Source organism: Streptomyces griseorubiginosus (assembly GCF_001514195.1).
Classification (GTDB): domain Bacteria; phylum Actinomycetota; class Actinomycetes; order Streptomycetales; family Streptomycetaceae; genus Streptomyces; species Streptomyces griseorubiginosus.
Window position 1 is genome coordinate 1,147,975 of sequence record NZ_KQ948734.1, and the last position, 14,522, is coordinate 1,162,496.

At 71.5% G+C, this 14,522-nt stretch carries 11 protein-coding genes; 7 read left to right on the forward strand and 4 right to left on the reverse strand.

All coding sequences use genetic code 11. The features are described from left to right. Position 1: 1 nt before the first annotated feature. The gene (locus AQJ54_RS05150) at positions 2-988 is read right to left on the reverse strand and encodes an LLM class flavin-dependent oxidoreductase (RefSeq protein WP_062234271.1); all 987 of its coding nucleotides are present in this window, start codon (positions 986-988) and stop codon (positions 2-4) included. An 80-nt stretch (positions 989-1,068) separates the two neighbouring features. After that, complete coding sequence (locus AQJ54_RS05155; protein ID WP_248845301.1) at positions 1,069-2,286, reverse strand: MFS transporter; 1,218 nt, start codon at positions 2,284-2,286, stop codon at positions 1,069-1,071. 90 nt (positions 2,287-2,376) lie between these two features. Between AQJ54_RS05155 and AQJ54_RS05160 the strand changes: the two genes are divergently transcribed. Beyond that, the gene (locus AQJ54_RS05160) at positions 2,377-3,138 is read left to right on the forward strand and encodes a DeoR/GlpR family DNA-binding transcription regulator (protein WP_062234277.1); all 762 of its coding nucleotides are present in this window, start codon (positions 2,377-2,379) and stop codon (positions 3,136-3,138) included. A 108-nt stretch (positions 3,139-3,246) separates the two neighbouring features. Here the strand turns inward: AQJ54_RS05160 and AQJ54_RS05165 are convergent, their stop codons facing one another. After that, positions 3,247-4,827, reverse strand: coding sequence for a GMC family oxidoreductase (locus tag AQJ54_RS05165; protein ID WP_062234280.1), 1,581 nt, complete (start codon positions 4,825-4,827; stop codon positions 3,247-3,249). Positions 4,828-4,999: 172 nt separating this feature from the next. Between AQJ54_RS05165 and AQJ54_RS05170 the strand changes: the two genes are divergently transcribed. Then, positions 5,000-6,586 (forward strand): GMC oxidoreductase, encoded by a 1,587-nt coding sequence (locus AQJ54_RS05170; protein ID WP_062234283.1) that lies wholly within the window; start codon positions 5,000-5,002, stop codon positions 6,584-6,586. A gap of 19 nt (positions 6,587-6,605) precedes the next feature. Here AQJ54_RS05170 and AQJ54_RS05175 read toward each other — a convergent pair whose 3' ends face one another. After that, positions 6,606-8,213 (reverse strand): PucR family transcriptional regulator, encoded by a 1,608-nt coding sequence (locus tag AQJ54_RS05175; RefSeq protein ID WP_062234286.1) that lies wholly within the window; start codon positions 8,211-8,213, stop codon positions 6,606-6,608. Positions 8,214-8,339: 126 nt separating this feature from the next. Between AQJ54_RS05175 and hisD the strand changes: the two genes are divergently transcribed. The 5 genes from hisD (at position 8,340) to AQJ54_RS46605 (ending at position 14,335) form a co-directional block, all read left to right on the forward strand. After that, positions 8,340-9,665, forward strand: coding sequence for a histidinol dehydrogenase (hisD, locus tag AQJ54_RS05180; protein WP_062234288.1), 1,326 nt, complete (start codon positions 8,340-8,342; stop codon positions 9,663-9,665). A 104-nt stretch (positions 9,666-9,769) separates the two neighbouring features. After that, complete coding sequence (locus AQJ54_RS05185; RefSeq protein ID WP_079069743.1) at positions 9,770-11,380, forward strand: APC family permease; 1,611 nt, start codon at positions 9,770-9,772, stop codon at positions 11,378-11,380. Continuing rightward, positions 11,377-12,045 (forward strand): ThuA domain-containing protein, encoded by a 669-nt coding sequence (locus AQJ54_RS05190; protein ID WP_062234290.1) that lies wholly within the window; start codon positions 11,377-11,379, stop codon positions 12,043-12,045. The genes AQJ54_RS05185 and AQJ54_RS05190 overlap by 4 nt, the downstream gene beginning before the upstream one ends. 23 nt (positions 12,046-12,068) lie before the next feature. Beyond that, positions 12,069-13,856, forward strand: coding sequence for a thiamine pyrophosphate-binding protein (locus AQJ54_RS05195; RefSeq protein ID WP_062234292.1), 1,788 nt, complete (start codon positions 12,069-12,071; stop codon positions 13,854-13,856). A gap of 224 nt (positions 13,857-14,080) precedes the next feature. After that, positions 14,081-14,335, forward strand: a complete 255-nt coding sequence (locus tag AQJ54_RS46605; RefSeq protein WP_248845302.1) for a hypothetical protein — start codon at positions 14,081-14,083, stop codon at positions 14,333-14,335. The last annotated feature ends 187 nt before the right edge of the window (positions 14,336-14,522 follow it).

The following is a 14,522-nucleotide window of genomic DNA, read 5'->3' on the forward strand; positions in this document are numbered from 1 at the left end:
GTCAGTGGCGGTGGGGGAGGGCGCGGGCGAGCGCGTCCAGGGCTGCCATGCGGTCGGGGCCCGCCGGGGCGAGGACGACGCTGGTCGCGCCGGCCGCGTGACGGGCCTCGATCGCCGCACGGGCCTGGTCGGGAGTGCCGGAGATGCTCAGCGCACGCACCCACTCGGCGGGCATCGTCCGCGCGAAGTGCCGGGCGTCGGGGCTGGCGGCGCGGTGGGCGCGCAGCTCCTCGGCGAACGGCAGGGGGTCGATGTGCGCGGCCCATTGCGGTTCGCCCACCGGTTCCAACGCGGCGCGGACCCGGTTCAGGGCGGCCTCCTCGTCGTCGTCCACTGCGGCCGCGTCGTAGACGACGATCTCCGGAGCGTTCGCGGCGGGGCCCAGGTTGCCCAGGGAAGCGGTGATGTACTCCGGTGCGGCCGGCTCCGCCAGCAGGAGCCCGTCGGCGACCTCGCCCGCGACGGCCTGCGACTTGGGGCCGCGGACGCCCAGGATCACCGGCGGGACGATGTCGGGGATCTCGGTGAGGACGACGCCCTCGGTGCGGACGTACCGGCCGTTCTCGGGACCGGGCTCACCGGCGACGAGCAGGCGCAGCGCCCTCGCGTACTCCTTGATCAGGGTCAGGGGACTGGCGGGCCAGGAGCCGACCTGGCGCATCCAGGCGGGCATGCCGTGGCCGATGCCCGCGATGACCCGGCCGGGGTGGAGCTGGGCGAGGGTGGCCAACTCCATCGCGGCGAACGCCACGTTGCGGGCACCGGCCGGCAGGATGCCGATCCCTACGGTCAGGTTCGTGGTGGACGCGAGGACGGTGGCGGCCTGGGCGACGCCGCCGCGCCAGCCGAGGTCCTCCACGACCCACACCTGGTCGAAGCCCAGTTCCTCGGCCCGCCGGACGTAGGGCAGCACCTCGGCCACGGGGAGGTCGAGCGGCAGCATGACACCGACGCTGCGGTGGGCGGGGTGCGCGGGGGACACGGACATCGGGGGCTCCTTCGGTCGGCCGACGGCGGTGGGGGAGTGCTTGTGCGGCACGGTTGTCAGGGACCGTGCCGCACAAGCGGTCAGTGGGGGGTGCCCGCCGTCTCGTGCTCGCGGGACTCGTCGGCCGCCGCCCTCTCGCCCCGGCGGACGACGACCGGGTCGGTGCGCAGGACGCGGGCGCCGACGGCCGTGGTCACGCACAGCAGCGCCAGCAGGACGAAGGCGTGGTCGAGGGAGACGAGGTGGGTCAGCCAGCCGATGACTGCGGGGCCGGCGAGCATGCCGACGTAGCCGAGTCCGGCGACACGGGAGACGTTGGCACCGGCGGCGGCGGGGTCGGTGTGCCCGGCCGCGCTGAACAGCTGCGGGATGCAGCCGGACAGGCCCAGGCCGAACAGCGCCCAGCCGGCGAACACGACGCCCGTCCACGGGCCGACGATCACCAGCGTGATGCCGACGGCGGCCGCGCTCGCGCCGTACCGCAGGATCGCCACCGCGCCGAAGCGCAGGACGAGACGGTCGGCGAGCAGCCGGCCGAGGGTCATGGCGGCGGCGAAGGTGCCGTACGCGAAGGCCGCGGTCGGGGCGGGCGCGCCCATGACGTCCTTCAGGTGCAGGGCGCTCCAGTCGTTGGCGGCGCCCTCGCACAGCATGACCATCAGCGCCAGCCCGGCCAGCAGCCAGACCCGGCGGGGGGTGCCGCGCCGCTGACCGGTCGGCGCCCCCCGGCGGGGCCGGCCGGCGGCGGGCAGCAGGGCGCGGGCCGACGCGAGGGCCACGAGGACGCCCGCGGCTCCCACGGCGGCCATGCTCAGGGCCGGGGCCAGACCGAGGCTCGCCGCGCCCGCGCCGGCGAGGGCGGCGAGGACACCGCCGACGGAGAACGTGGCGTGGAAGCCGGACATCACGGGGCGGCCGTACGCCTTCTCCACGTGCACGGCGTGGGCGTTCATGCTCACGTCCAGGCAGCCGTTGCAGAACCCGAAGACCAGCAGCGCGGCGGCGAGGGTCCACGGGTCCTGGGCCAGGCCCGGCAGGAACAGGGTCACTCCGCACAGCACGCCCCCGGCCGGGACCACGGTGCGGGTGCCGAGGCGGTCGGTCAGGGGACCGGCCACCTGCATGCCCGCGAAGGCCCCGACCCCGAGCACCACCAGCAGGCCGCCGAGCGCGGCGTGACTGATGCCGACGCGCTCCTCGATCGCGGGGATGTGCACCACCCAGGTGCCCGTCAAGGTGCCGCACAGGACGAAGTAGACGTAGGTCGCCACACGGGCGGCTCGCAGGGGACGTTCCATGCCGTCCACCGTAACGAACATTTTCTATGTTTGAAAGTCGGTCAAGTGAACACATTGTCTGTTCGTTTCCTCGTGGTGTTCAATCGCCGTATGAGCTACGCAGACCGGCACGGGCTGATCGCGAAGGTCGTCCGGGACTCCGGGGGCGCCACCGTCCAGGAGCTGGCGGAACTGACCGGCGCCTCCGAGATGACCATCCGGCGGGACCTCGACACCCTCGCCGCCCAGGGCGTCCTCGAACGTGTCCGCGGCGGGGCTCGCACCCTGCTGCTGCGCGGCGAGGAGCCGCCCTTCGCGCTGCGCGCCCACGAGGCGGTCGAGGCCAAGCGCCGGATCGCCGCCGAGATCTCCGCCCTGGTCGCCGACGGCGAGAGCGTCCTGCTGGACAGCGGCACCACCTGCCTCGAGGTCGCCCGTCTCCTGCGCGAGCGGCCGGTCACCGTGATGCCCCTGTCCCTCCAGGCCGTCCACCTGTTCGCCGAGGCGCCCGGCCCGGCCACCCTGGTCGTGCCCGGCGGACAGCCCCGCGCCGCCGAAGGAGCCCTCACGGGGCCCCTCACCCTCGCCTCCCTGGCCGCCCTGCGCTTCGACACCGCGGTCATCGGCTGCTGCGGGCTGACCGCGGCCGACGGGCTGACCGCCTACGACCTCGACGACGCCGCGGTGAAGAAGGCGGGCATGGCCTCCGCCCGCCGGGTCGTCGCCGCCGCCGACGGCAGCAAACTCGGCCACACCGCCTACGCCTGGGTCGGCCCCGCCACCCTCGTGCAGACCCTCGTCACGGACACCACCGCGCCCACCGACGAGGTCACCGCGCTCGAAGCCGCCGGAACCGCCGTCCGAACCGTGTGACGGCCCGCGCCCGGCAGCTCGGCCCGCAGGCGCCTAGCAGACCCGGCCCGCACGCGCCCGGTCTCAGCCTGCACGCGCCCGGCAGCCTTACCCCCCCCGCGCCCGGTCTCAGCCCGCCGACGACCGGACGAACGCGGCGGCCCGCTCGCCGATCATGATGGCCGGGGCGTTGGTGTTCCCGGTGACCAGGGTCGGCATGATCGACGTGTCCGCCACCCGGACGTTCTCCAGCCCGCGCACCAGCAGTTCGTGGTCCACGACCTTGCCCATCATGCAGGTGCCCGACGGGTGGTAGAAGGAGAACGACTGCGTGCGGATGAAGTCGTCGATGTCCTGGTCGCGGTCCGACACGGGGGCGAGACCGGCGTCGGCGGCCCCGCGCAGATCCGACTGCAACAGGGACGTCAGCCGCTGCTCACGGGCGATGCGCATGCACAGCCGGACACCCTCGCGCAGCCTCCGGCGGTCGTCGGGGTCGTCCAGGTAGTTGTGGAAGATGCGCGGCTTGGCATAGGGGTGGGGGTGCCGCAGCCGCACCGAGCCGCGGCTCGCGGGCCGTGCCACGTACGGCCCGAACGACATGCCCGGCTCCAGCGGCGCGGCCAGGCCCTCGTCGCGGACGATGCCCAGCGCCGCGTGCACCTGGATGTCCGGCGCGGGCACGTCGTCCCCGGAGCTGAAGAAGCCGCCGGTCTCGTTCCACGCCATCGGGCCGGTGCCCCGCTCCCGCAGCAGCCGCTCCTCCGCGGAGGTGTCCGGGCCCAGGAGCGGCTCGGTGTCGCTGAAGAAGCTGATGAAGCACCCGGTGTGGTCCTGCATGTTCCGGCCGACGTCCGGCAAATCGTGCAGCGGCGTGATCCCGCCCGCGGCCAGTTCGTCGGCCGGACCGACACCGGACTGGAGGAGCAGGTGGGGCGAGTTGTACGCGCCGAGGGACAGCACGATCTCCCGGTCGGCGTGGATCGTCCGGACGGTGCCGAGGTGGTCGACCTCCAGACCGGCGGCCCGCGTGCCCTCGAAGCTCAGCCGCAGCGCGGTCGTCGAGGGAAGCACGGTGAGGTTCGGGCGCCCCGCGGCCGGCTCCAGGAACGCGATCGCGCTGCTGCACCGCAGCCCGTTCCGCTGCGTGACCTGGTGGTAGCCGACGCCCTCCTGCTCGGCCCCGTTGAAGTCCGCGTTGTACTTGTGGCCCGCGTCCTGGGCCGCCTCCACCCACGCCGTCAGCAGCGGGTGCACCGAGTTCGGGTTGCTGACGGTCAGGGGGCCGCCGACACCGTGGAAGTCGTCGGCCCCGCGCTCGTTGTCCTCGGACTTCTTGAAGAACGGCAGGACGTCGTCGTACCCCCAGCCCGGGTTGCCGAGCCGCTCCCAGGTGTCGTAGTCGTAGCGGTGGCCGCGGACGTACAGCATCGTGTTCATCGAGCTGGTGCCACCGATCGCCCGGCCCCGGGGCAGATAGGCGCGGCGCCCGCCGAGCCGCGGCTCGGGCTCCGTCTCGAAGTCCCAGTCGAACGCCGTCTTGAGCTGCTGCGAGAACAGGGCGGGGATCTCGAACAGACGGCCCTTGGCGGGCGGTCCCGCCTCGATCAGCGCGACCGTGACCTCCGGATCCTCGGACAGCCGGGCGGCGACCGCACAGCCCGCCGATCCGGCCCCGACCACGATGTAGTCGTACGATTCCCCGGCCATGTCGCCTCCAAGAAGCTGGTTTCCGGAGAGGCTAGGGAGGCGGGACATCCTCGGCCCATGCACGAAGTGAGCAATTCCGGCGGCAGTCGTTACCCGTTCCGTGCATGTGCTGCATCAGTGCCGCTGCTTAGGCTCTCTTCGAAATACCGTGGCAAAGAGGAGACCCCGACTCATGTCCGACCCGGTCCGCAAGGATTACACGCCCCCGGAGCTTCGGCCCGAGGCCCTCGTCTCCGTCGGCACGGCCGAGGAGATCAGCACCGACGTCCTGGTCATCGGCTCCGGCATGGGCGGTTCCGCGCTGGCCTGGGCGCTGAAGGACTCCGGTCTCGACGTGCTCGTGGCCGAGCGGGGCCATTTCCTTCCCCGTGAACCCGAGAACTCGCAGCCGGCCGAGATGTACATCAAGGGCCGGTACAAGAACGCCGGGTACTGGTACGACGGCAGCAACGGCAAGCCGTTCGCACCGGGCGTCTACTACTGGGTGGGCGGCAACACCCGTTTCTACGGCGCGATGCTGCCCCGGTTCCGGCGCAGCGACTTCACCGAGGTGGAACACCACGAGGGTGTCTCGCAGGCCTGGCCCTTCTCGTACGACGACCTGGAGCCCTTCTACACCGCCATGGAGGAGCTGCTCCAGGTGCACGGGCAGACCGGGGAGGACCCGACCGAGCCGCCCCGCTCCAAGCCGTACCCGTATCCGGCGCTCCAGCACGAACCGGAGATCGAGCGGTTCTCCCGGTCGCTGCGCCGCCAGGGCCTGCACCCGTTCCACACCCCGAACGCCCTGAACATCAGCACTCAGGCCGACCGCGCCGCCGTGACGACCGCCGACGGCTGTCCGGACGAGACCGGCATGAAGTCCGACGCCGAGAACCGGCTCCTGCTGCCCGCGCTGAGCGACGGCGTGCGGATCCTCACGGGTGCGGAGATCACCCGTCTGATCACCTCGCCCGACGGCCGCAAGGTCGTCGCCGCCGAGGCACGGCACGCGGGCCGGATCATCCGCATCCACGCCAAGTCCTTCGCCCTCGCCGGAGGTGCCGTCAACTCGGCCGCCCTGCTGCTGCGTTCGGGCGGCGACGCGCACCCGAAGGGGCTCGCCAACTCGTCGGGGCTGCTGGGCCGCAACTACATGGTCCACAACAGCACGTTCTTCGTCGGGGTGAACCCGCTGCGGACCAACCCCACCCAGTGGCAGAAGACGCTCGGCCTGAACGACTTCTACGAGGCCGGACCGGGCACCCGCTACCCGCTCGGGAACCTCCAGATGCTGGGCAAGCTCCAGGCGCCCATGCTGAAGCCGGCCCGTCCGTGGGCGCCGACCTGGGCCCTGAAGCTCATGGCGGCCCGCAGCCTCGACATCTACCTGACGACCGAGGACCTCCCGTCCCGGGACAACCGGGTCCGGGTGGACGGCGACCGCATCCTCATCGACTGGACGCCGACCAACCTCGCGCCCCACCACGAACTCGTGCGCCGGGTGACCCGTGCCGTCCGCAAGGCCGGCTACCCGCTGATCTTCACCCAGCGCATGGGCATCGAGACCAACTCCCACATGTGCGGAACGGCCGTCGCCGGCCACGACCCGGCGCGCAGCGTGCTCGACCCGCTGTGCCGCAGCCATGACGTCGAGAACCTCTGGGTGACCGACTCGTCGTTCTTCCCGTCCTCCGCGGCCCTCAACCCGGCCCTGACGATCGGCGCGAACGCCCTGCGGATCGCCCCGGCGCTGGCGAGGGCGACGAAAACGTCGTAGCGGTCACGTCCGCCGCACGTCACGTCCGTCGCAGCGTCGGCTTGCGCAGCAGGTCGTGGCCGCGGACGGCGAGTTGGAGTCGTTGCTGGTTGTTGACCTGGGTCAGGTCGAGGCCCAGGATCTCGGAGAGCTTGTCGAGGCGGTGGTAGAGGGTGCGCCGCTGGATGAAGAGCTCCTCCGCCGCCCGCGCCTTGTTGCCGCCGCAGTCCAGGAACGTGCGCAGGGTCGGCAGCAGGGGGTTCTTCGCCAGTGCGTCGTGTTCGAGGAGCGGACCGAGTTCGTCCTCGACGTACCGCCGGAGTTCGGGTCCCTCCGAGAGGGCGACGAGGAGGCGCAGGGCGCCCAGGTCGTCGAAGTGCCGTACCTCCGCGGTCGAGGCCGCCGCGGCGACGGACGCCGCGCTGCGGCTCTGGCGCAGGGCCAGCGGAAGGGCCGTCGGCTCCACGATCCGGCTGACGCCGGCCCGGGCCCCGTGCTCGGTCAGCAGCGTTCGCACCCGGCCCGCGTCCGTGCCGGTGGGCAGACCCACGACCGCCACGTCGAAGTCCCCGGTGTCGCCCACGACCGCGGGCCAGCCGGCGTCCTCCATGAGGCGGGCGAGGAGGTGGTCCTTGGTGGGCTCCTCGTCCCCCGCCCACGCCGTGACGACGACCAGCTCCCGGCCCCGCAGGTCCTGGCCGAGCGCGAGGGCGAGGATCACGAACCGCTCTCCGGTGATGTCGCCGAGCAGCAGCCGGTTGAGCAGGGCCGTCTGGCGCTGGGAGGCGCGGGCGCCGCTCTCCCGCTCGCTCAGCAGCGAGATCGCGATGGCCGCGGCGGCCCGCTCCAGCGTGCGCAGTTCGGGCGGGCTCGGCCGTCGGCCGCCGTGCAGCAGGTGCAGCCAGCCCCATGACTCGCCCCGGAGCACCACGGGCTGCCGGGCGCAGGGCGCGACCTCGCGGAACGAGGCCGCAGGCGCGGTGGGCACCCCGGAGTCCTGCGTCGCGAGCGAGGTGTGGCGTTCGTGGATCGCCCGGGAGTGCGCGCTCCACTCGTCCACGACCTGGTCGGCCTCCGGCGTCGCGCCGCCGTACGCCAGCATCTGGTGGGCGACGTCCTCCAGCACCACGGGGTGCCCGGAGCGCCGGGCCAGCTCCCTGACCACGCCGACGTAGTCCTCGTCGGCGAGGAGCAGGTCCATGAACGCCTGGCTGGTGGCCTCCTCGGCGATCATCTGCTTGACCCGCATGCCGACCAGCACCTCGTGGACCTGGGCCGAGGTCTCGACGAAGGGGATCTCGTCGGCGAGTCCCACCAGGGGCAGGCCGGCCGCCTCCGCCTCCTCGATCACCGCCTCCGGCATGGCGTCGAACATGCGCCCGGCCAGCTCCACGACGAGCACGGCCGCGCGGGCGTCCGCGAGGCGCCGGATGAAGGCCCGCTGCTCCAGCGAGGTCGTCCCCATGCCGAGGCCCGCCGTCAGCAGCATCTCCTGACCCGTCAGAAAGCGGTGGATGTCCGGGATCTCGCCGGTGTGCACCCAGCGCACCGGACGGTCGAGATTCCGCTCCCCGGCGTACACGCGCACGGTCGTGCGTGAGAACACCTCGAGTTCCAGTGCGGCGCGGACAGTCAGGACTTCAGCCATGAGCCAATACCTCGGTGTGTGCAGGACGCGCGCTCAATATTGCACACACTGTGCCTGTCGTCCCACCCCCCGTTTACCCAGACTTCAGGGCAAGCCCGCAGGCACGACCCGTGCAAGGAGTGCAGAGTGTCAGCCCAACACCAGACCATCAAGGCTCCTGTCGCCGTGAAGACGTCGCGGACCAGCCGTCCGGAAATCGTCGAGACCGTCGCGGACGTGATCGCCGACATCCGGGCCAACGGCGACGCCGCCGTGCGCCGCTGGTCGCAGAAGTTCGACAACTGGAGCCCGGAGTCCTACCGGCTCGGACCCGACCAGATCGCCTCCGTCGTCTCCTCGGTCCCCGAGACCGTCCTCGACGACCTCCGGTTCGTGCAGACGCAGGTCCGCGGCTTCGCCCAGGCGCAGCGGGACTCCCTCACCGACTTCGAGGTGGAGACGCTGCCCGGCGTGTTCCTGGGGCAGCGCAACCTCCCCATCGGCGCCGCCGGCGCCTATGTCCCCGGCGGCCGCTACCCCCTCACCGCCTCGGCCCACATGACCGTCCTGACGGCCAAGGTCGCCGGTGTCGAGCGGGTCGCCGCGACCACCCCGCCGGACCGGGGCGCCCCGCCGCCCGTCAGCATCGCCGCGATGCACCTGGCCGGGGCCGACGAGATCTACGTCATGGGCGGCGTCCAGGCGGTGGCGGCCCTCGCGCTGGGCACCGAGACCATCGACGCCGTCGACATGCTCGCGGGACCCGGCAACGCCTATGTGGCGGAGGCCAAGCGCCAGCTGTTCGGCGAGGTCGGCATCGACCTGTTCGCCGGACCGACGGAGGTGCTGATCGTCGCCGACGGCACCGCGGACCCCTTCGTGGTCGCCACGGACCTGCTGTCCCAGGCCGAACACGGCCCCGACTCCCCGGCCGTCCTCATCACCACCTCCGAGGAGGTGGGCCGCCGGACCATCGCCTGGGTGGACAAGCTGCTGCCCGGCCTGTCCACCGGAGAGGTCGCCGGTCGCGCCTGGCGCGACCACGGCGAGGTGATCGTCGTCCCCACCCTGGACGCCGCCTACGCGCTCGCCGACGAGTACGCGAGCGAGCACGTCCAGATCCTCACCGCCGAACCCCGCGAGGCGCTGCACCGCATGCGCAACTACGGCGCCCTGTTCCTCGGGGACAAGACCTGCGTCGCGTACGGCGACAAGGTCATCGGCACCAACCATGTGCTGCCCACCCTCGGCGCGGCCCGCTACACCGGCGGCCTCTGGGTCGGCAAGTACCTCAAGACCGTGACCTACCAGGAGGTCCGGGACCCCGCCTCCAGCGCCCGGCTCGGCGAGATCTGCGGCAGGGCCTCACGCATCGAGAACTTCGAGGGACACGCGCGCTCGGGAGACGTCCGTGCCGCGCGCTACGGATCGGCCCCGCTGGCCTGGACCGACCACACCTTCGAGCAGAGCTGATCCGCGATGACGGATCGCGACTTATGCCGACGCGATGAAGCGGCCCGGCAGCCCTTCGGCAAGGAGCACCTCCCGCACCTCCCCCTAGACCCACGGAGATCGACATGTCAGCCACCGACAACGAGGCGCACTCAGCGCCCGCATCCACCCCCGTAGGCCGATCCGGCGGGGCGCCCGACCCCGTCTCCTCGGCGGCGGACGCCGAAATGCTCGCCGTACTCGGCTACGAGCAGAAGTTCGACCGCAAGGTCAGCCTGTGGGGGAACTTCGCCCTCGGCTTCGTCTACCTCTCGCCCCTCGTGGGTGTCGTGGCCCTCTTCGCCGTCGGTCTGGCGACCGCCGGCGGGCCGTCCGTCTTCTGGATCGGCATCGTCGGCGCCGGGCAGTTCCTGGTCGCGCTGGTCTTCGGCGAGGTCGTCTCGCAGTTCCCGCTCGCGGGCGGCCTCTACCAGTGGGTCAGACGGCTGTGGAACGGGCGCTACGCCTGGTTCAACGCCTGGACGTACATCTGTTGCATCACCATCGGCATCACCAGCACCGCACTGTTCAGCTCCGACTTCGCGGCCAGCCTCTTCGCCGGCACCGCCGACCAGCCCGCCATCAGCTCCACCCCCGCCCAGCGCCTGTGGATCGCCGTCGCGGTGACCGTCGTCTGCCTGATCTGCAACTGCTTCGGCACCCGGACCCTGGCCCTGATCTCCAAGATCGGCCTGGCCGCGGAACTGATCGGCATCGTCGTCGTGGGCTTCTACCTGCTGATCTTCGAGCGGCACAACTCCGTCTCGATCTTCTTCGAGACCAGCAGCTCCACCCACGACAACTACGTCCTGGCCTTCATCGCCGCCTCGCTCGTCGGGCTCTTCCTCTTCTACGGCTTCGAGGCCTGCGGCGAGATCGCCGAAGAGGTCCCCAACCCCTCCCGCAGCATCCCGCGGGCCATGCAGCTGACCGTCGCCGTCGGCGGGGTGGCCGCGCTGTTCGCCTTCGTCGGCTACGCCCTCGCGGCGCCGGACCTCGCCTCGATCCTCTCCGGCAAGGACACCAACCCGATCCCCTCGATCCTCCAGAGCTCGGTCGGCACCGTCGGCACCAAGGCCGTCCTCACGGTGATCATGACCTCGTTCATCGCGGGTGTGATGAGCCAGCAGGCCGCCGCGAGCCGGATCGTGTTCTCCTTCGCCCGCGACGACATGTTCCCGGGCTCCCGCGTCTTCTCGAAGATCTCCCGCACCCACCGCGTCCCGCTGAACGCGCTGCTCGCGGTGAACGTCCTCCCGCTGCTGCTCTTCGTGTTCGTCTACTACTCGCCGGACTCCCTCACCAAGATCGCGGCGTTCCAGATGCTGGCCGGATACGCGGCCTTCATGATGGTCGTACTGGCCGCCCTGCGGATGCGACTGAAGGGCTGGCGCCCCGCCGGAGCCTGGACGCTGGGCCGCTGGGGCTTCGCGGTGACCGTGGCCGCCCTGACCTACGGCGTGCTCGGGATGGTGCTGCTCTCCTGGCCCACCGGCGGCGCCGGAACCTCCTTCGTGGACCGCTGGATCGCCCTCATCGGCTTCCTCATCGTCTCCGCCGTGGGCCTGGTGTACCTGTTGACCGCGAAGCCGGAGCGCAAGTCCACCGCGCCGGAGGGCGACGCCATCGAGGTGGCCGAGCGGCTGCGCAGCCGAGCCGAAGCCCTTGCCCGTACGACCTCAGGGAGCACCGCATGACCCGCGTTCTGTATCTGTACGGCGGCTGGCCCGGCCACAAGCCCTACCAGGTGGCCGAGGAATGGGCCCTGCCGATCTTCAAGAACCTCGGCTTCGACGTGGAGGAGACCAACGACATCTTCTCCCTCGACGCCGACCTCACCGGCTACGACCTCATCGCGCTCAACTGGAACAACGCCCTGCTGTCCGAGGGCCTGACCGCCGCCCAGGAGTCGAACCTGCTGGGCGCGGTGGAGGCCGGCACCGGGATCGCCGCCTGGCACGGCGCGGCCGCCGCGTTCCGCACCAGCCTCAAGTACCACTGGCTCCTCGGCGGCAGCTTCCTCGAACACCCCGCCGGCGAAGGCGTGAAGTACCCGTACGGGGTCACGATCACGGACACCGATCACCCGATCACCGCCGGGGTACGGGACTTCCGGGTCGCCTCCGAGCAGTACTACATGTCGGTCGACCCCAACAACCACGTCCTCGCCGAGTCCACCTTCACCGGCGAGCACCTGTCCTGGCTGGACGGAAAGACCATCCCCCAGGCCTGGACCCGCACCTGGGGGGAGGGCCGCGTCTTCTACAGCGCGGTCGGCCACGACCTCGACGACCTGCAGAACCCGGACGTCACCCGCCTGTGCACCCAGGGCTTCGCCTGGGCCGCCCGCACCTCCGACTGAGCCACCGCCGAAAGGAACCCGACATGCCCGTCCTCACCGGAGGCCAGATCGTCGCGCGGACCCTGCGCAACTACGGGGTCGACGTCGTCGCCGGCATCCCCGGCCACGGCATCTGGTCACTGACCGACGCCTTCCTGGACGACGAGTCCCGGATCCCCTTCATCCAGACCTTCCACGAGCAGAGCGCCGTCCACCTCGCCGACGGCTACTACCGTGTCACCGGCCGCCCGCAGGCCGCGGTCACCTCCATCGGCGCCGGCGCCAGCAACACCGTCATCGGCATGGGCACCGCGTTCACCGACTCCACCAGCGTGCTCGTCGTCACCGGCGGCCCGCCGACCCACATGCGCGGCCACGGTCTGCTCCAGGAACTCGACCGCTACACGGCCAACGACTTCCCCAAGGTGGCCGAGGCCGTCAGCAAGCGGCACTGGGTCGTCACCCGGGTCGAGGAGCTCCCCTTCGTCCTGCACCGCTGTTTCAACTCCATGCTGACCGGGCGGCCGGGCCCGGTGCACCTCGAAGTCCCCATGGACGTCCAGGCCGAGGCGGCGAACGTCGAGCTCCACGACCTGGAGCGGCGTATCCCCGTCGGCCGCCAGCACCCCGACCCGGAGGCCGTGGACCGCGCGGTCGACGTGCTGCGCGCGGCCAACCGGCCGGTCATCGTGGTCGGCGGCGGTGCGATCACCTCCGAGGCCTCCGACGTGGTCCTCGCGCTCGCCGAGAAGTGGCAGATCCCGGTCGTCACCACGTGGAACGGCAAGAGCGCCTTCCCCGAGGACCACGAGCTGTTCGCGGGCAGTGTCGGCCAGACCGGCACGATGACCGGCAACGCGATCGCCAGCTCCGCCGACGTCGTGATCTCCGTCGGCTGCCGCTTCACCGACTGGTCGGCCTCCAGCTACGCCAAGGGCATCAGCTTCTCCATCCCGCCCGCGAAGCTCATCCACATCGACATCGACCCGCACGAGATCGGCAAGAACTATCCGGCGGAGGTCGGGATCGTCGCCGACGCCCAGCGTGCCGTCGCGGCCATCGTCGACTCGCTCCCCTCCCAGGGTGTCGACCGCTCCGAGTACCTCGCCGAACTGGCCCGGCTCAAGCAGGACTGGGAGGACAAGCTCGCCGGGCGCCGGGACAGCGACCGCTTCCCCTTCACCTCCCAGCGCCCGCTCGGCGCCCTGCGCAACGTGCTCCCGCGTGACGCGATCATCGTCGCGGGCTCGGGCAACACCCAGGGAGCGGTCAAGCAGACCTTCCCGGTGTACTCGCCGCGCACCCACCTCACCTCCGGCGGCTTCTCCTCGATGGGCTGGGCGATCCCGGCCGCGGTCGGCGCCAAGCTCGCCCGGCCGGAGAGCCCGGTGGTGTGCGTCCTCGGCGACGGCGACTTCCTGATGACCTCCCAGGAGATCGCCCTGAGTGTCACCGCCGGCGCCCCGGTGATCTTCGTGGTCCAGAACAACGCGGGCTACATGTCGATCCGCGGCGGCCAGCGCAAGCAGACCTCGCGCCACATCGGCACCGAGTTCTCGCACCCCGACGGCTCGCCGTACAGCCCCGACTTCGCGGCCATGGGCCGGGCCTTCGGCATCGAGTCGTACAAGGTCAACGACGCCGACTCCCTGGAGCCGACGCTGCGCAAGGCGGTCCAGTCCGGCGCCCCCGCAGTGATCGAGGTCCCCACGGACCGCGACGCCGCCGGCCCCTGGGTCCCCGGCTGGTGGGACTTCCCGATCCCGGCGTACATCAAGGACGAGCGCCAGGACGAGTACGACCGCATCAGGGCCACGGAACAGCACCTCTGACCGTCCCCGCACCTACCCTCACCGACCGCCCGCGCAGCCGCGATCCGGCCGCACGGGCGGTTGCGCGTGCCGGGCAGGATGTCTCCCTGCTGAGAGTCGGGTTCGTCAGGGAGTTCTTCGCGGGGCCGGTCGGTCTCCCCGGAATCCACGAGCTGACGCGCTCGGACTCCCCGGAACGGCGGGAGACCGCGGCCTTCGCCGTCGCGTATCTCGCGGCTGCCCCTATGGTCGCCGCGTTCACCGAGACCGAGCAGTGCCTGCTGGGCTGCGGCGAGAACATCGTGGGCTGCTCGTCACTGTTCACCGACGGCTCCTGGGTCTGGCGCGGTGACCTCGGGCACTACGTGGGACGCCATGGCGTGACACTGCCGGTCGAGTTCGTCGAGCGGATGCGCGAGTTCGACGGGAAGCCACCGGTCGACGAGGTCGACGCGTCGGTGGCACGCCTGGCCCTGCGATCCACCGGGCAGCTCGCCTGACGGTCGCCCCCCCCCGCAACGCCCCTCCCCACCCGATCCCCCTCGCGACGCCCCTCCCCACCCGATCGCCCCTCGCGACGCCTCTCTCCTCGCAATCCCCCTCGCGACGCCCCTCTCCACGCGCCCCCCCCGCGACGCCCCTCCCCACCCGATCCCCCCTCCCGCCAATCCGCGAAGCGACCTGTTC